This window comes from Natrarchaeobaculum aegyptiacum (assembly GCF_002156705.1).
Taxonomy (GTDB): Archaea; Halobacteriota; Halobacteria; order Halobacteriales; family Natrialbaceae; genus Natrarchaeobaculum; species Natrarchaeobaculum aegyptiacum.
The window spans coordinates 2,663,722-2,680,145 of the sequence record NZ_CP019893.1; the positions used below are offsets into that span (position 1 = coordinate 2,663,722).

General features: G+C 64.1%; 20 protein-coding genes and 1 tRNA gene. 11 read left to right on the top strand and 10 right to left on the bottom strand.

What is annotated here, in order from left to right; all coding sequences use genetic code 11:
• Positions 1-7: 7 nt before the first annotated feature.
• From B1756_RS12940 to B1756_RS12950, 3 genes are all read right to left on the bottom strand, one after another.
• Positions 8-631, bottom strand: coding sequence for an MBL fold metallo-hydrolase (locus B1756_RS12940; RefSeq protein ID WP_086888916.1), 624 nt, complete (start codon positions 629-631; stop codon positions 8-10).
• A 112-nt stretch (positions 632-743) separates the two neighbouring features.
• The gene (locus B1756_RS12945; RefSeq protein WP_086888917.1) at positions 744-1,511 is read right to left on the bottom strand and encodes an IclR family transcriptional regulator; all 768 of its coding nucleotides are present in this window, start codon (positions 1,509-1,511) and stop codon (positions 744-746) included.
• Between the two features lie 303 nt (positions 1,512-1,814).
• Positions 1,815-2,216, bottom strand: coding sequence for an acyl-CoA thioesterase (locus tag B1756_RS12950; protein ID WP_086888918.1), 402 nt, complete (start codon positions 2,214-2,216; stop codon positions 1,815-1,817).
• 556 nt (positions 2,217-2,772) lie between these two features.
• Between B1756_RS12950 and B1756_RS12955 the strand changes: the two genes are divergently transcribed.
• The 3 genes from B1756_RS12955 to B1756_RS12965 all read left to right on the top strand — a co-directional run bounded on the left by B1756_RS12955 (position 2,773) and on the right by B1756_RS12965 (position 4,681).
• Positions 2,773-3,186 (top strand): hypothetical protein, encoded by a 414-nt coding sequence (locus B1756_RS12955; protein WP_086888919.1) that lies wholly within the window; start codon positions 2,773-2,775, stop codon positions 3,184-3,186.
• Between the two features lie 119 nt (positions 3,187-3,305).
• Positions 3,306-4,067, top strand: a complete 762-nt coding sequence (locus B1756_RS12960; protein ID WP_086890185.1) for an SDR family NAD(P)-dependent oxidoreductase — start codon at positions 3,306-3,308, stop codon at positions 4,065-4,067.
• A 107-nt stretch (positions 4,068-4,174) separates the two neighbouring features.
• A complete protein-coding gene (locus B1756_RS12965) occupies positions 4,175-4,681 on the top strand; it encodes a small multi-drug export protein (protein WP_086888920.1) in 507 nt (168 codons plus the stop codon).
• A gap of 23 nt (positions 4,682-4,704) precedes the next feature.
• On the opposite strand, the gene B1756_RS12970 is transcribed toward B1756_RS12965, so the two are convergent.
• Positions 4,705-5,676, bottom strand: a complete 972-nt coding sequence (locus tag B1756_RS12970) for a succinylglutamate desuccinylase/aspartoacylase family protein (RefSeq protein WP_086888921.1) — start codon at positions 5,674-5,676, stop codon at positions 4,705-4,707.
• 146 nt (positions 5,677-5,822) lie between these two features.
• Here B1756_RS12970 and B1756_RS12975 point away from each other — a divergent pair, with 146 nt between their 5' ends.
• The 6 genes from B1756_RS12975 to B1756_RS13005 all read left to right on the top strand — a co-directional run bounded on the left by B1756_RS12975 (position 5,823) and on the right by B1756_RS13005 (position 9,869).
• Positions 5,823-6,341, top strand: coding sequence for a peptidylprolyl isomerase (locus B1756_RS12975; RefSeq protein ID WP_086888922.1), 519 nt, complete (start codon positions 5,823-5,825; stop codon positions 6,339-6,341).
• Positions 6,342-6,611: 270 nt separating this feature from the next.
• Positions 6,612-7,109 (top strand): peptidylprolyl isomerase, encoded by a 498-nt coding sequence (locus tag B1756_RS12980; protein ID WP_228434617.1) that lies wholly within the window; start codon positions 6,612-6,614, stop codon positions 7,107-7,109.
• Between the two features lie 107 nt (positions 7,110-7,216).
• A complete protein-coding gene (locus B1756_RS12985; protein ID WP_086888923.1) occupies positions 7,217-8,173 on the top strand; it encodes an oxidoreductase in 957 nt (318 codons plus the stop codon).
• A 63-nt stretch (positions 8,174-8,236) separates the two neighbouring features.
• The gene (locus tag B1756_RS12990; RefSeq protein WP_086888924.1) at positions 8,237-8,575 is read left to right on the top strand and encodes a ferredoxin; all 339 of its coding nucleotides are present in this window, start codon (positions 8,237-8,239) and stop codon (positions 8,573-8,575) included.
• 398 nt (positions 8,576-8,973) lie between these two features.
• Positions 8,974-9,058: transfer RNA gene (locus B1756_RS12995), tRNA-Leu, on the top strand.
• Between the two features lie 592 nt (positions 9,059-9,650).
• Complete coding sequence (locus B1756_RS13005; RefSeq protein WP_086888926.1) at positions 9,651-9,869, top strand: HalOD1 output domain-containing protein; 219 nt, start codon at positions 9,651-9,653, stop codon at positions 9,867-9,869.
• 113 nt (positions 9,870-9,982) lie between these two features.
• On the opposite strand, the gene B1756_RS13010 is transcribed toward B1756_RS13005, so the two are convergent.
• From B1756_RS13010 to B1756_RS13030, 5 genes are all read right to left on the bottom strand, one after another.
• Positions 9,983-10,564: a polymer-forming cytoskeletal protein gene (locus tag B1756_RS13010; RefSeq protein ID WP_228434366.1), complete on the bottom strand. Its 582-nt coding sequence runs from the start codon at positions 10,562-10,564 to the stop codon at positions 9,983-9,985.
• Positions 10,565-10,860: 296 nt separating this feature from the next.
• Entirely contained in the window at positions 10,861-11,595 is a 735-nt protein-coding gene (locus tag B1756_RS13015; RefSeq protein ID WP_086888928.1) for a TOBE domain-containing protein, read from the bottom strand.
• A 46-nt stretch (positions 11,596-11,641) separates the two neighbouring features.
• The gene (locus B1756_RS13020; protein WP_086888929.1) at positions 11,642-12,409 is read right to left on the bottom strand and encodes an amino acid ABC transporter ATP-binding protein; all 768 of its coding nucleotides are present in this window, start codon (positions 12,407-12,409) and stop codon (positions 11,642-11,644) included.
• Positions 12,406-13,125, bottom strand: a complete 720-nt coding sequence (locus B1756_RS13025) for an ABC transporter permease (RefSeq protein ID WP_086888930.1) — start codon at positions 13,123-13,125, stop codon at positions 12,406-12,408. The genes B1756_RS13020 and B1756_RS13025 overlap by 4 nt, the downstream gene beginning before the upstream one ends.
• A 62-nt stretch (positions 13,126-13,187) precedes the next feature.
• Positions 13,188-14,117, bottom strand: coding sequence for an ABC transporter substrate-binding protein (locus tag B1756_RS13030; protein WP_086888931.1), 930 nt, complete (start codon positions 14,115-14,117; stop codon positions 13,188-13,190).
• 428 nt (positions 14,118-14,545) lie between these two features.
• Here B1756_RS13030 and B1756_RS13035 point away from each other — a divergent pair, with 428 nt between their 5' ends.
• Together B1756_RS13035 and B1756_RS13040 are read left to right on the top strand one after the other, a co-directional pair.
• Entirely contained in the window at positions 14,546-15,028 is a 483-nt protein-coding gene (locus tag B1756_RS13035; protein WP_086888932.1) for an Lrp/AsnC family transcriptional regulator, read from the top strand.
• Positions 15,018-15,467 carry a HalOD1 output domain-containing protein gene (locus B1756_RS13040; protein ID WP_152031308.1) on the top strand — a complete coding sequence of 150 codons (450 nt, stop codon included), beginning with the start codon at positions 15,018-15,020 and terminating at the stop codon, positions 15,465-15,467. Before B1756_RS13035 ends, B1756_RS13040 begins: the two co-directional genes overlap by 11 nt.
• Before the next feature lie 177 nt (positions 15,468-15,644).
• Here B1756_RS13040 and B1756_RS13045 read toward each other — a convergent pair whose 3' ends face one another.
• Positions 15,645-16,379, bottom strand: coding sequence for an MBL fold metallo-hydrolase (locus B1756_RS13045; RefSeq protein ID WP_086888934.1), 735 nt, complete (start codon positions 16,377-16,379; stop codon positions 15,645-15,647).
• Positions 16,380-16,424 lie beyond the last annotated feature (45 nt).

Sequence of the window (16,424 nt, forward strand, 5' to 3'; positions counted from 1 at the left end):
CCGCCGATCAGGGCTTGCCGACGAACTCGACGAACGACTCGAGCTTGTCGCTCGCACCCGAGGTCACCGACGAGCCGTGGAAGACCAGTCCCGTCTCGAATTCGTACTCGAGTACCGATGCGAGTGATTCGTCGGCCGCGGCGAGGTCTTCGGAGTAGAACGCCGTCGGGAGGACGAAGTACCCTTCCGGCAGGCCGCGTGCGTCGGAGCCGAAGACGGCGTCTCCCAGCACGGCGACGTCGGCGTCTTCGTCGATCAGGACGTGATGTTCGGGCGTGTGACCCGGTGTCGCGACCGCGGTGAACGGCTCGAGGGCGTCGCCGTCACCGAAGGACTCGTCGACGAGGTCGTCGTCGACGTCGCAGCCTTCCGGGGCGTACACCGCGACGTCGTAGCGGTCGACGACGGCCTCGAGTCCGCCGACGTGATCGACGTCGCCGTGGGTGAGGATGACGCGTTCGGGGTCGACGCCGACGTCGCCTATCTCGTCGAACAGCGTCTCGGTCGTGTCCGGCAGGCCGGTGTCGACGAGCGTCTCCGGGCCGGTTCCGGTGAACAGAAACGCCCGGTAACGTGCCTCGTCGTCCGTCAGCGTCAGGTCGTACACGTCTGGCAGGATCTCCGTGGCCATACGCGTGGATACTCGCGTGCACCGCCTTATAGCGTGGGGAGGTGTGGCAGGGTTGCCGGCAGCGGGGAGCGGACGAAACGGACGAGAGGGTGGTGGGCCGATCCGGGACCGGTCAGCCGTAGACGAGCCGGAGTTCGACGTCGTCGACGGCCTCGAGCAGCGGTTCGTGGAGTTCGTCCTCGATACGCTCTCTGGTCACGCGATTTGCGGCACCGGCGATCGTGAGTGCGGCGACCGGTCGACCGTCCCTGATGACGGGAGTCGCGATGGCGTGGAGTCCACGCAGATCCTCCTGGAAGTTCATCGCGTATCCACGCTCTCTGGTGGCCTCGAGGTCGTCGAACAGCTCGTCGCGGTCGGTGATCGTGTGTTCGGTCCGCGCGGGCAAGCCGTGGCGGTCGATGATCTCTTCGACCTCGTCTTCGGGGAGGTGGGCGAGGATGGCCTTTCCCGCGGAGTTTGCGTGCAGCGGGACCCACGTCCCGATCGTTCCGTCGAACGAGAACGATTCGTTCCGCGGGACACCGTAGATGAACATCCCGAGGCCGTTCTCGTGGACGATGAGCCACGTCGCCTCGTCGATTTCCTCGGCGAGTCGGTCGACCCGTTCTTTCGCTGCGTGGTAGACGTCGTACTGGTTACGGACGTCGACGCCGGTGCTGAAAAACTGCAATCCGAGACGGTAGGTCCCACACTCGTTGACCACGTAGCGGTTACGCTCGAGGCTGACGAGGTGCTTGTGAACCGTACTCTTTGCCAACCCCAGTTCGTCGGCTAACTCGGTCACGCCAGCTCCGCCCGTCTCACGAAGGGCTTCGACGATAGCGAACAGCGTTCCGTTCGATTTGATCGTTCGTCCATCGGCCTGGCGTCCAACCATGGTCAATACGAACGGCTGTAACTTACATAATCGTTACTACCCAGTTGCGTGGTTCACTCGCGTTCGACCACCGGGTAATTCGCTCCTGTGAAACAATGGTCCGACGTCGACCGTCCGAAACTGCACTCGTCCGTCGACGACGGCCCTCGAACTGGACCCTCCTCTCTGCCGTATTCGTATCCCGCATCCGCCTCACGCGCTCGTGAATTTACACGTGTATGTCCGTAATTTTGATGAAGAATTCGGGGCGGGACGCGTCCGTTCCGTTTCCTGTGGGCGAACCCTCTGCAGGGGCACAGGAACTCACTCGCTGGCGGTCTCGAGTGCCGCGCGTAGCTCGTCGGGGATCGGCGTGCTCGAGTCGCCGTCGACGGGGACGCACACCCGAAACTCGGTGCCGGTGAACACGACCTCGCCGTCGTGGGTGCCGGTGTACTCGAGTCGGACGCTCGAGTTGCCGACGTCGGTGGTGAGTTCGATCTCGACGTCGTCTCCCCCGTGGACCTGACTCTCGAAGTCGAAGTCCATCGAGACGAGCGGCAGACCGATCCCTTCCTCGTCGACGAGTTTCCAGAACGGCCAGTCGATCGACTGCATGAACATATCGGAGGTCTCGTGAATCGCGTCGATCATCCGGGGATAGTGAGCGATGCCAAAAGGATCGGTGTCCGAGAACCGCACAGTCCACGTTCGGGTAAAGCTCATACGGCCCACAGTCGCCGGGCAAGTGATATAAGCGTACTCCAACCTCCTGTGGCACGGGAGAGACGGTCGAACTCGGCCAAGTGGCCCCACTGCAATCAACGCTCGCGTGAGGGTATTTCTCTGTTCGATCGACCGATCTGAGGCCGATTCGAACGAATCTCTATACCTCGTCGAACACATTGCATAACAGTATATTATATTGATGGTTCGTGGAAATGGTCCCTCAGAGTGAGTCGTACCTGTACCGAATGATTCCGTACCTTGCCCCATATTCGGGGTATTTTGCGGGATTTGCCCTGTCTGACCGCACGCCTGCACGATTGGACTGCCGCCGGTCGAGAGCTGGCCTCAAATGACCGATAGCGCCCGACGTTCGCCCGAAGGACCACGAACTGCCATCGAGGTTGCTGAAACGCGCCTACTACTATAGTTCTGATATTTTTATCGAATGATATTCTTTCCGACAAGATGTCCTCGTCGTCGTTCGATCCCGCCTCACCGCGGTCACAGAGGATAGACTCGAGAATTTATATACGAACGTGCGGCCAACGGGGCTATGTCGCAACGACGACCACCAAGTCGCAGATCGTTCCTCGTCGGCGCCCTCGCGTCGAGCGTCATCGTCCCCACGGCTGTACGTGCACGGTCACCACCCCGAACGATCGACTTCTCGGCCGAACCCTCGAGAGACGATTCGGAGTCCGACGATCCCGACGACGCTGACGGGGACGAAGACTGTCGAGACGACGACCGCCAGCGAGTCGAACTGTTCGTCGCCGTCGTCGACCGAATCGTCGACGGTGAACACGTCGTCTTGCTCCTCGAGGACGGTGGCGAGCTCGTCGACCAGCACGTCGAGCCCGTCGGGTCGTTCGAGGCGGTCGCCGAGAGCGATATCCTCTTCGTCGCACTCGAGGACGACGCCCTCCTCGCGTACCAACACCTCGAGGAACGACCGGCGATACGGTGACGGACTCGAGGGTCTTTGCCGAACACTGTTCGGGCCATGCCCAGTTCGAAGAAACGATGGTTCGATTCGAACGGACAATCATGAACGAATTTATGTATCAGTCGGCCGTTGCCGTGCGTATGCGACTGGAAGACAAGACGGTGGTCATCACGGGTGCGGCATCGGGGATCGGACGCGAAACGGCACGCCGATGCGCCGAGGAGGACGCCCACGTCGTCGTGACGGACGTCGACACTGCCGGCGGCGAGGACGCCGTCGCCGAACTCGAGGAGATCGGGGCCGAAGCGACGTTTTACGAACTCGACGTCACCGACAGCGACCGTGTCCACGAGGTCGTCGACGAGGTCGCCGACACGATCGGTCTCGACGTGATGGTCAACAACGCCGGCACCGGACATCCCGGGGACAGTCTCGAGGACATCGACGACGGCGTTCGGGACTTCGTGATCGACATCAACGTCAACGGCGTCTGGAACGGCTGCCACGCTGCCTTGCCCCACATGAAAGAACAGGGTCACGGCTCGATCGTCAACGTCGGCTCGCTGGCAAGCATCCTCGGGCTTCCCAAGCAAGCCGCCTACTCGACGACGAAGGCAGCCGTCCTCAACCTCACCCGGACGATCGCCGCCGAAGCCGGCCCCTACGGTGTCCGTGCCAACGCCGTCTGTCCCGGCTTTACGGAAACCCAGATGCTAGAGCAGTACCTCGAGACCCAGGGTGACCCGGAGGCGGCTCGAGAGGCGATGGCCGAGCAGTACCCGCTCAAGCGGCTGGGTGAACCCGAGGAGATCGCCAACTCGATCCTGTTTCTCGCGAGCGACGAATCGTCGTTCGTCAGCGGGCACGGCCTCGTCGTCGACGGCGGGTTCTCGACCTGCTGACACCGACGACTCTCTGGGCGAGCAGTGGTCTCACAGGTCGGATCGAAACCGGTTTTTTGCCTCGGATCGTTTCACCAGAGTAACCAGTCCACAACTCCCCGTGACCTATGACCCTCACTCCAGCACTCGTCGACGTCGGTTCCACCCTCGAGGGGACGTCCGGCGTCGTCCAGTACCTCCTCGTCTTCGTCTTCGCGATGATCCCGTTGATCGAGCCGTTCATCGTGATCCCCGTGGCCATCGGCCTCGGTCTCGACCCCGTTGCGACCGGCCTCGCCGCCTTCGGAGGCAGCGTCACTGCGGTCACGCTCATCGTCCTCGCCCACGAGCGCGTAGTAACCTGGTGGATGCGTCGACGTGCCAGCCCGGACGACGGCGCCGACTCGAGCGCACGGTACGATCGCGCCCGTCGGCTCTGGGACCGGTACGGCAACGCCGGTCTCGCGTTCGCCGGCCCACTTCTCGCCGGCTTGCACCTCACGGCGCTCGTCGGCGCAGTCGTCGGTCGTGACACCCGCATACTGCTCGGCTGGCTCACGATCGGTCTCGGCGCCTGGACGGGCGCCATCGTCGCCGCTTCGGTGTTCGGACTCTCGTTGCTCGGGCTCGCGTGACCGACCCGTGGACCGGTCGCCGATCACTCCTCCTGACGGATTGCGACGCTCGCGAGCTGGTCACCCGCCGTCACCGTCGCCTCCCGTGTCAGCGCGTAGAGGACGCCACTGCGGTCGGCGACGGCCTCCTGTACCGGCTCGTACGTCTGTGGATCGTAGATCGTGCCGAGATCGGTCCCTTCGTCGAGTTCCTCGCCCACCTCGAGAGCCGGATTCGGACGGAACAACCCCGATCCGGTCGCCGTAACCTGACCCAGGTGATTCCGGGCGGCCGTCGGCGACCGATCCGGAACGTCGCCGGGCAGCATCTCGAGGTAGCGACAGACCGCGAGCAGGCCGTCGACACCGAGTTCGACGGCATCCTCGAGAATCTGTTTGTTGTGGGCGAGTTCGGGCGTGATCGCGGGAACGCCGTTCTCGGCGGCGGCGACCCGAAGTTTGCCCGCGAAGCCGCGGCGGTGCCACTTCTCGGAGGCGTCGTCGTCTGCGGGTTCGGCGACCAGCAGGCCGGTACCGAACCCTCGCGCGAGCCGTCGCGATCGCTCGTCGCCCTCGCGGTAGACGACGTGCGGGAGCATGTTCGGACTACCAGTGTGGAGGTCGACGACCGCGTCGGCGTCGGCGACGTACTCCCAGAGTCGCGCAGCCATCCGCTGGTGGAGCGTCCCCTCCTCGTCCCCGGGCCACACGCGGTTCATGTTCGGGTGGACGCTGTCGATCACCTCGGGCGTCGTGTAGGAGACGCGATCGAACGTCAGTGGATTCGCGACGGGAACGGCGACGATCGTTCCGGCGAGGTCCTCGAGCGGCAGTCGGTCGTGGAACCGTCGAAGCGTCTCCGTGCCGTTGATCTCGCGGCCGTGCTGGGCGGCCTGCACGTAGAGCGTCGGTCCATCTTCGGACCCGCGGTAGGTGTGGACCGTCGTCGAGATGGTCAGCCCGGAGGGCAACGTCTCGAGGGTCACGGTCTCGGCCGTGTGCGTTCCGGCGGTCATAGTGGGCCGTACTTCCGCTGGCGGTATGTAGCTGCGGGACGGTTGCAGGACACTCGAGACGGCATCCGAGCCGTGATCACGCCCGTTCGTGGAGACACCGTGACCAGACCACCATCGTTTTCACCTGGCGCGCCGTCGGCGGGGATATGGGAGACGTTACTGCGACACTCCACACGAATAGAGGAGACATCGAGGTCGAACTGTACGACGAGCGCGCACCGCGCACGGTCGACAACTTCGTCGGCCTCGCCACCGGCGGCAAGACCTGGACGGACCCCGAGACGGGCGAAGAAATCGAGGGCGAGCCGCTGTACGACGACGTGGCGTTCCACCGCGTCATCGAGGACTTCATGATCCAGGGTGGCGACCCGACCGAGACCGGCCGTGGCGGCCCCGGCTACCAGTTCGACGACGAGTTCCACGACGACCTGCGCCACGACGACGAGGGTATCCTGAGCATGGCCAACTCCGGGCCGGACACCAACGGCTCGCAGTTCTTCATCACGCTCGGCCCCCAGCCCCACCTCGACGGCCGCCACTCCGTCTTCGGAAAAGTCACCGACGGGATGGACGTCGTCCACGAAATCGGCAGCGTCGACACCGACCCCAACGACCGCCCGCGCGAGGACGTCGTCCTCGAGTCGGTGTCGGTGAACTACGACTGATCACCGGTTCGAACTGGAACGATACCGTATCGATTCGGCCGGGCTGGATCGACTGTACCGATCGACCGGACTCGAACCGATATCGTTTTTGTCTACTCGAGCGCACTGACCGCCACGTTGTCCACCCCACGATCCCACCGACGGACCTATCTCTCACTCCCAGCCTCGAGTCTCGGTATCGCCGTCGCCGGCTGTCTCGACCGCTCGGCGGACGAGGTACCTGAACGGACTTCCACCGACGCCGACGACGATCGACAATCGGACGCAACCTTGCACACGAGTCTGGGCGACGTCGCGGTCGAGCTATATGCCGACCGTGCCCCGCGTACGGTCGACAATTTCGTCGGCCTCGCTACCGGTGACCGGACGTGGACCCACCCCGAGACTGGCGAAGAGATGGCGGGGAAACCGCTGTACGCCGACGTCCTCGTTCACCGCGTCGTCGAGGGGTTCGTGATCCAGACCGGCGATCCAACCGGCACCGGTCGTGGCGGCCCCGGCTACCAGTTCCACGACGAGTTCCACGACGACCTGCGCCACGACGACGAGGGTATCCTGAGCATGGCCAACTCCGGGCCGGACACCAACGGCTCGCAGTTTTTCATCACGCTCGCCCCGACGCCTAACCTCGACGGTCGCTACTCCGTCTTCGGAAAAGTCACCGACGGGATGGACGTCGTCCACGAAATCGGTGCCGTCGACACCGACGAGACGGATCGACCGCTCGAGGACGTCTTCCTCGAATCGGTGTCCGTCCACGGCGACTGAGTGTCCAGTCGCCGCGACGGGGCCGGTGGGAGGGTTGTGCCTCGAGCCGATCGCCCACGCCAGAATCGGGGACGGGTCTTTAGGCCGCTCGACGGTGTACCCGACCCATGACCTTCACGGCAGCCGACGTCCCCGACCAGACCGGTCGAACGATCGTCGTCACGGGCGCAAACAGCGGCATCGGCCTCGAGGCGACGCGCGAACTCACACGTAACGGCGCGACGGTCGTCATGGCCTGCCGGAGCCCCGAGCGGGGTGACGACGCTGCAGCCGACGTTCGCCGAGACGTCCCCGACGCCGACCTCCGGATCGAGCACTGTGACCTTGGGGACCTCGAGTCGGTTCGTGCGTTTGCCGACCGTATCGACGAGCCGATCGACGTGCTGGTCAACAACGCCGGGACGATGGCGATCCCGCGCTCGGAGACCGTCGACGGGTTCGAGACCCAGTTCGGGGTCAACCACCTCGGTCACTTCGCGCTCACGGGACTCCTCCTCGAGACCCTGCTCACAGGAACCGACGACGGCCCGGCGGCGCGAGTCGTGACGGTCTCGAGCGGCGTCCACGAACGCGGCGAGATCGACTTCGACGATCTGTACGGTGAGCAGTCGTACGATCCATGGAGCGCCTACGCCCAGTCGAAACTCGCGAACGTACTGTTCGCCTACGAACTCGAGCGGCGGTTCCGGACGGCCGACGCGAACGCGAAGAGTCTCGCCGTCCACCCGGGATACGCCGACACGGAACTCCAGTTTCGCGGTCCCAGGGAGGCGGGGTCCCATCTCGGATTACTCGTTCGCCGGGTCATGAACGCGGTGCTCGCCCAGTCACCCGAGCAGGGTGCGCTGGCGACCCTGTACGCCGCCACCGCACCGGAGGCAGAAGGCGGCGGATACTACGGCCCCGGCGGACTCGCCTCGATGCGTGGCTCGCCCGACCGGCAGGCGTCGTCGGACCTGTCCTACGACCGCGACCTCGCACGGCGGCTCTGGCGGGTGTCACGCGAGGAAACCGGCGTGTCCTACGACCTCCCGCGCCCTGCCCCGACCGTCGAGTCGTCGTAACAGCTGGCGGCCGTATCTGTCGGGACCGCAACTCGAAAGACCGCCGGCCCGAACCGTCGCCCAATGAGCGACGACGGCATCCAGCGAGCCAGCGACGTCGGCTCGAGCGACGCACCCCCGGTCGAGGAGAAGCCCTACAAGATCGTCTTCGAGGCCAACCGCTGTTTCGGTGCGGGCAAGTGCGCCGAGGTCAGCGACAACTGGATCATGTCCCTCGAGTCCGGCATCGCCAGACCCCGCTCGTTCTTCGTCGGTGAAGACGACCTCGAGCACAACGTCCGTGCCGCAGCGGTCTGTCCGGCGAAGAAAGACGATGGCTGCATCCACGTGATCGACCGACGAACCGACGAGGAGGTCGCGCCCGACCCGCACGGTGATGGTACGCTGAGCGTCGACTGGTAAGGACGCTCGTGGACTTTTCTCCCGCCTGATTGGATCGAACAACTGGCCGCGGGAACGGACGCGAACATCGAAACGCACATTCCCTATGGGAGATACCCGTCGACTGCTTCTGTGCGAGGGTAGCCAAGCCAGGCCAACGGCGGTGGGCTTACCACGCCGGGACCTTTTGCTGCGTTCTGCTCACTGACTCGCGGGTTTCACCCGCTCGTCTACGCGCGGCGAAGCCGCGCTATCGTTCGCGTCACTGGCAAAATCTCCACCAAAAGCCATCGTCACCCCCTCCGGGGGTTCCTCGGCCCGCGATCTCACGCCGTTCGATCGCGGTACTCGACCGCGGGAACGGACGCGAACATCGAAACGCACATTCCCTATGGGAGATAACCGTCGACTGCTTCTGTGCGAGGGTAGCCAAGCCAGGCCAACGGCGGTGGGCTTAAGACCCGCTCCCGTAGGGGTCCTTGGGTTCGAATCCCAACCCTCGCATTGCTGCTGCGAGCAATCCACCAGCGGCTGCTGCCCATTCCAGAACCGCATCACGGTTGGCGTAGAACTCGAAGTCGGAATCGTCGAACTGTCGCTCCGTCTTCGAAGTTTTAGTTCGATTCAGTACTTATATTGGTCACTCGAGCGGACGGCACCCGAGACTCGAGTCACTCCGATACCGATGGCGGCCCTGCCTCAACTGGTTAGTTTCCTAACGTTCTTAACTGATGATTACGAATAGAACAAACGCGCACGAAAGTGCGCAGAGCCGGAGTGGCCAGTTTCAATGAACTACTCCGGCTCAACGACCTGCCCCCGCGAAGCGGGAGCAATCCATCATTGACACTGGCGAAATAAAGACCTGCCGACGTTTCGCCGACCCGGCCACACCTGTGGCTGGCACGCTCGCTGGATTGGCTGCTGCTGCGTCGGGGCCTGAACACGACACGCATGGTCTCGAGACTCACCATCCACTCTGACTGTGGCACCGACATACGAATCGTACCGACCGACGACCCGCCGGTCTGTCCGGACTGCACGACTGCGTTCAGGCTGTCGCTCGTCGACCGTTCCACCACTGACTCCAGCACACATGCACCCGGCACTCGCAACGGCAGTGTCTCGTATCGCGGCCCGTGAAAACCGCGTCCCGACGGCCCTGCCACCGCTGTACGAGGCCGTCGACCCCGAGGCGCTGTCCACGCTGCTCGAGTCGCCCGCGCCGGTCACCGTCTGTCTCGAGTACGAGGGCTACCGGATCGTCATCGGCCCCGATCCCCACGAGGTGGCGGTGATCGACGAGGATCGCTGACGGGTCGCCGATCACCGACCCGTCACCACCGGTGGCGGTCCACGCCTGAACTGGTGCGTGAAACCGAGCGCGGGTGGCCGATTTTCACTCCTCAGTCGACGCCTGGAACGGTCTTACGATCCGGTTTCGACAATCGAACCGTCGACCTCGGCATCGACCGAGACGTCCACGGACCGACCGGTGACGTCGCCGTCGACCACTGGCCCGTCCTCGAGGATCACGTCACCCGCCGCGACGAGGTCGCCGTCGACCTCGGCACCCCCTCGAAGGAGCACGTTCCGGCCGGCCTCGAGGTCGCCGTCGACTGCCGTGCCGGAGAAGAGGACGACGTGTCCACCCGCGATGACGTCGCCGTCGAGTTCGGCGTCGTCTTCGAGGAGGACGTGACCCTCGACGTTGACCAGTCCGTCGACCTCGACACGCTGCTCGAGTCGGGCGTGTCCCAGCGCGTCGACGTTCCCGTCGACCGCGGAACCGCGTTCGAGGACGACCGATCCCTCGGCCGTGATTCCACCGTCCATGTCGACGCCCGCGGGAACCACGACGTCGTCGGCCGTCTCGAGGTCCCCGTCGCCATCCCTGGTGACGGTCGCGTTTTCGCGGTCGTCGATCGGCCACGTCTCCTCGAGGTCGTCGGCCGTCTGTGCACTCCCGGCGGACCCAAAAATGGCGAGTGTCGCAGCCGCACTTGTCACCTGCAGAACTCGCCGACGCGAGGGGGCTCGTCCCATCGGGTACAGCGCCATCGGGAGACCGGATAACACATTCTCAATTTCACGGAGAAGATAGTCGAATCTGACAGGTGTATGGTCGGCATACTGGTGCCGTACGGATCGTGAACTGCCGTCGGGCGAGCACCGACCGTCGTGTGAGTCGACGAGGCGAGCAGGTTCGGCGGCAGCGGGGGCGGCGTCACCACTCGAGCGGTGCTGTGGCTGACTCGTCACGGTCTGCGATGACCGGGAGAAACTCGAGGCTGTGCCGAGAGGGGTCACTCGTCGGTATCGGCGGTCGAACTGGCGGTCGAGTTCGAACCGGGATCGACTGCGATCGCCCGCGCAGCCGTCGCCTTGAACGAGGCGGTGATCGGTCGTCCGGCCTCGAGTGCCAGTCGGTCCGCACTCGTCTTCGTCACGAGTGCCTGAATCGTCCGTTCCTCGGTAAGGTCGACCGTCACCCTCGTGATTGCAGTGCCGGAGTCGAGCCTCGAGACGGTGCCGGAAAACTGGTTCCGGAGGCTCGTGCCGTCTGCACGAGGTGTGTCTTCGGGATCGGTCAGGACGACTGCGTCGGAGCGGACGGCCACCTGGACGGTGGTCGCGCCCTCGGGTGCGAGTGCACGGATCGGGCCGACGTCGGTGTCGACGGTCACGAGTTCGCCGGTTCGCTCGGTGACGGTTCCCGGGAAGACGGATTTCGTGGCCCGTGCGACGCCGTCGAGTTCGGCCTCGTGGCGGTCGAACTGGCGGCGCAACTCGTCTGCGGTCGCAGTCAGCGTGGTGCCGCCGCCACCGCTGCCGCCGCGCTGGCGCTCGGTGATCGATCCGACCGCGGATTCGATCTCGACGACACGGTTCTGGAGGCGGGCGTACGAGCGGCCGAGTGCCTCGGCTGCCCCGTGCATCGACCCGTGCTCGTCGATGGCCTCGAGCATCTCGATGTCGCGCCGATCGATCGTGATCCCGTCGACCGCGAGTTTCGTGCTGTAATCCCGTTCGATCGTCATTTCGTGACCCTCGAGAACGTCGCCGGCTGCGTTTCCCGTTCGATGGTCAGTATATCAGTTCGCCTGCGATAAATTTCCGGGTACGTTCGTCCGCGGGATTCTCGAAGACGGTGTCGGTCGCCCCAATCTCGATGATCTCGTTCCCGAGGAGCACCGCGACCCGATCTGCGATCCGTTCGGCCTGGTGCATGTCGTGAGTCGCGATCGCCACACCGATGCCACGGCGTTTGGCCTCGAGCACGGCGTCTTCGATGACCGCCGTGTTCCGCGGATCGAGGTCCGACGTCGGTTCGTCGAGCAGCAGGACCTCCGGGTCGTACGCCAGCGCACGGGCGAACGCGACGCGCTGGGCCTCACCGCCGGAGAGCGACGAGGCACTCTGGTCGGCCTTCTCGCTCAACCCGACCGTCGCGAGGGCGTCGATCGCGTCGCCGGTCCCGTTCCGTCTGGCGACCAGACTCGAGAGTTCGTAGCGGAGTCGGTCGGCCCACGATTTGCGAATTCGGAGTCCGTACTCGACGTTCCGGCGGACGCTCGCGTCGAACAGGCTCGCCTCCTGGAACACCATGCCAATCTGTCGGCGGTACGCGAGGCGCTGGCGCTCGGAGACCTGCCAGACGTCTTCGCCCTCGTACCGAACGGTTCCCTCGTCGGGCGCGTCGAAGAGGGCGAGCAACCGGAGAAGCGTGGACTTCCCCACCCCGGAGGGACCGATAATTCCGAGCACCTCGCCCGGTTCGACCGACAGCGAGACGCCGTCGAAGACCGGGTCGGAACCGTAGGCGTGCTGGACGTCGGTCGCCTCGAGGGTCATCCGTATCGACCTCCGCCGCCGTTGCCGAGTCGGACGACGATCGCGTTGACGATCAGGACGAGGACGACGAGGATCGTCCCGAGGATCATCGCCGTCTCGAACCGGCCCTGACGGGCCTCGAGCTGGATCGCGGTGGTGAGGGTTCGCGTCACGGAGGTGCCGTCCGCGCTCGCGATGTTGCCGCCGACGATGAGGACGGAGCCGACCTCGCTGATCGCCCGTCCGAAGCCAGCGAGGACGGCCGTCGCGATGCCGTAGCGGGCCTCCTTGATCGTCACGAGCGCGACGTCGGTTCTCGTGCCGCCCATCGCGAAGGCCGCGTCGCGGACGTTCTGTTCGACGCTACTCACCGCGGCGAGGCTCACGCCCGTGATGACCGGTGCAGCGAGGACGAACTGGGACATGATCATCGCCTCCGTGGTAAAGACGAGGTCCCACGAGCCGAGTGGCCCCTCGTTCGAGACCGTAAAGAGGACGAGCAGTCCGACGACGACGCTCGGGAATCCCATCCCCGTGTTGATGATCGAGGTCACGAGCGTCTTCCCGTGGAAGTCGGTGAAGCCGACGAGGAGGGCGACCGGGATGCTAACCAGCGTACTCAACACGACGGCCGTGATGCTCACGTACAGCGAGACGACGATGATACTCCGGATGTAGTTCCACTCGAAGGGGAACTCTGCGAGCAGTACCGGGAGCGTCGGTGACTCGAGTGGCATTGGAGTGGTCGTTCTGGCGGAGCGAGATGCGTGTCAGGTCGTGATGCTGGCGTGGCAGTCGGTCAATCGTCGCTTTCGCCACCGGTCCAGTCCTCGGGGACGTACTGGGCGAAGTTCGGGTCCTCCGAGAGGGCTTCGGGGAAGAACAGTTGCTCTCCCTCGACGGTGTACTCTTCGATTATCCGCTGACCCTCGAGACTCGTGAGGAAGCCGATGTAGGCCATCGCGAGGTCGTAGTTGACGTGCTCGTGGACGTCGGGGTTGATCGCGAAGATTCCGTACGGATTCGAGAGGATCTCTGGACCGTCCTCGACCGGTCCCTCGACGTGGATCTCGAGGTCGGTCTCGGTGATCATCGAGAGGTAGGTTCCACGGTCTGAGAGCGTGTATCCGCCGGACTGACCGGTCTGGGTGATGACTTCGCCCATCCCCTGCCCGGCTTCCTGGTACCACTCGCCGAAGTCGTCGGCACCGAGGCCGGCTTCGTCCCAGATCTCGCGTTCCTGGGTGTGGGTCCCCGAGTTGTCCCCGCGCGAAACGAACGTGGATTCGGATTCGGCGATCGCCTGGAACGCCTCGATAGCGTCGTCTCCACCGCCGATTCCGGCGGGGTCGTCGGCATCGCCGATGATGACGAAGTCGTTGAACATGAGGTCGCGACGGTTGATCGCGTACCCCTCCTCCATGAACTCGTCTTCCTGAGAACGGGCGTGTACCATCACGACGTCCGAATCGCCACTCCGTCCGGTTTCGATCGCTGCGCCGGTCCCCTGCGAGACGGTGTCGACGGTAACGCCGAATCGATCCTGGAACGGCGCGTTGAGTTCGTCGAGCAGGCCTGTATCGTACGTACTCGTCGTCGTCGTGAGCGTCAGCGTCTCACCGCTGATCTCCGGTGCGTCATCGTCTCCTTCGGCAGCCGTACAGCCTGCCAGTCCGGCGGCAGCCACACCGCCGACCGCGGCGACGAACTGCCTTCGTTGTATCGTCATGGATACTACGTTAGAACCGACGGTAAAATAGCTTGCGACACCAACGTAACCAGATAATGTTTCGATTCCGGGGTAAACAGCCGAAATCGACCGCTGCGTAATGTGGCCGGGTTACGCCTGTCACTCGAGTTCGACAACCAACGTCGCCGACTCCCTGCTGGTCGTGCCTCCCCCACAGTCTTCGACGTGGTGTCCTCGTTGTCGCCGTGCGATTCGAACTCCCCCACTGGCCCGGCAGTTGGAAAGCGGCGGTGGGGACAGAGGCTACCTCACCGTTGTTCGTTCACCAGTGTGATGACGGAAACAATCGTCCGGGTCGGGTGGTGGCTGCTAATTTCGTAACAGATGTCGTATGTGTACGGTTTCAGCATAGAACTGGCCGTTCCGTTGCGAAAAGCCTAACAAAGAAAACTCCGTTTAGCGCTATCATGGAATTGGATGACACGGATAAAGGGATTCTCTACCTTCTCCAGCGGGATGCGAGGCGGCTCACGACACAGGAGATGGCGACGAACGTCGGCGTCTCAGCGAGCACGGTTCGCAATCGAATCGACCGACTCGAGAAGGAAGGGATCATCCGGGGGTATCACCCCGACATCGACTACGACAACGCGGGATTGCAGCTGTACGTCGAGATCATCTGCAGCGCCCCGAATCCGAAGCGCGAGGCGATGGTCAAGGAAGCACGCGACGTCGCGGGGGTCGTCGCCCTTCGAGAAGTCTTAAACGGCAAGGAGAACGTCCAGATCGACGCCGTCGGAACCGAGTCTGACGACGTCGCCCGCATCACCGACGAACTCTGTGACATCGGACTCGAGGTCGTCAACACGAAGATCATCAAGGAGACCTACACCCAGCCGTTCAATCACTTCGGCCAGCACCTCGTGGAGGATGCGACCGTTGAACAGTGACTCGAACGCCTCGTCGGACATCTTCGAGCACGACCCGGCGTCGAACACCTACTACACGACACTCGAGTGGACGACCCACGATCCGAGCGTGGCCGTCGTCGAACTCATCGCACGTCTGCTCGACGCCGATCCCACCGACCTCGAGCCGCTGGCTTGGTCGATCGATCCGTCGGCGCTCGACGCGATCCTCCAGGGCCAGCAGGAGGGACCGTCAACCACGCCGTGTACGGTCGATTTCTCCTACCTCGGCCATCGGATTACGGTCTCGAGCGACGGCCGTGTCGAGGTCGAACCGCCGGACGATGTCGAGGTCGGTAATCGACCCACGAATTCCAGCGAGACCAACAGCGCGGACCTCGATCGGGAGGAGCCTGCTGCCAGCGAGGAGTCTACTGTAACGGATGAGAACGGCGACGAGGACCTCCCTCGTCCCGACTGAACGGGGAACGACGGCGTTCAGTACCGGATCAGAGCGCCGATCGACTCGAGTGACTCGTCGCCAACACCGTGGGTGAGGCGGGGTCGAGCCGGCCGATTCCGGAGTCGCCGAAAGCTCCAGGCAGGTGTGAGAGTCGAAGACGAGAGCCCGTCTTTTCGTCTGTCAGGGCGCGCCACGCTAGAGCGTGACTCGCTCCCCGTCGTCCGGCACGCGAACGTCGTCTACTGCAGCCCGCAGTGTCTGGCGGGACAGCAGACAGTGGTTGATCGCTTCCATGTGCACGACGACGACCGTGGCGTCGGTGGCGTCACGGACGGCGGCGACGTCGTCGACGCCCATCGTGATGGGCTCTCCGGCGGTGAATCGGGCTTCACCGCCGTTCAGAACGACCAGGTCGGGCTCGAAGTCCTCGAGGGTTCGTTCGACGCCGTCGTACCAGACAGTATCGCCAGCGAGGTATACCGTCCGGTCTGCCTCGAAGACGAACCCGGACACGGGGCTCATTTTCTCGGCCCAGTCGTCGTGACCGTGGCGACCCGGGGTCCGGTGGATCGTGACGTCGTCGAACGAGGCGGAGTCGTCGACGGGTCGTACGTCGCTGAACCCGTCCTCGGTAAACACGTCTGCGTCGGCGGGTTGACAGAACAGCGGAACGTCGGCCTCGAGGTCACGCATCGCGGCGTCGTCGAAGTGGTCGACGTGCCGGTGGGTGACCACCACGGCGTCGTGAGACAGGTCCACGTCGGGCATCGGAACGAGTGGGTTTGGTCGGTCGTTCGGCGTCTGCTCGATCGGTGGGAGGTCGCCAGGAGATGCGAACAACGGATCGACGAGGAACGTCGTTTCGCCGATCGCTACGAGGACGGTGGCGTTCCGGACGAGACGGACGCTGACGGCTGACTGAGTCGACATGCGAATATCGTTGTGGCGACGGCGAGATGAGCGTTTACATCAGTC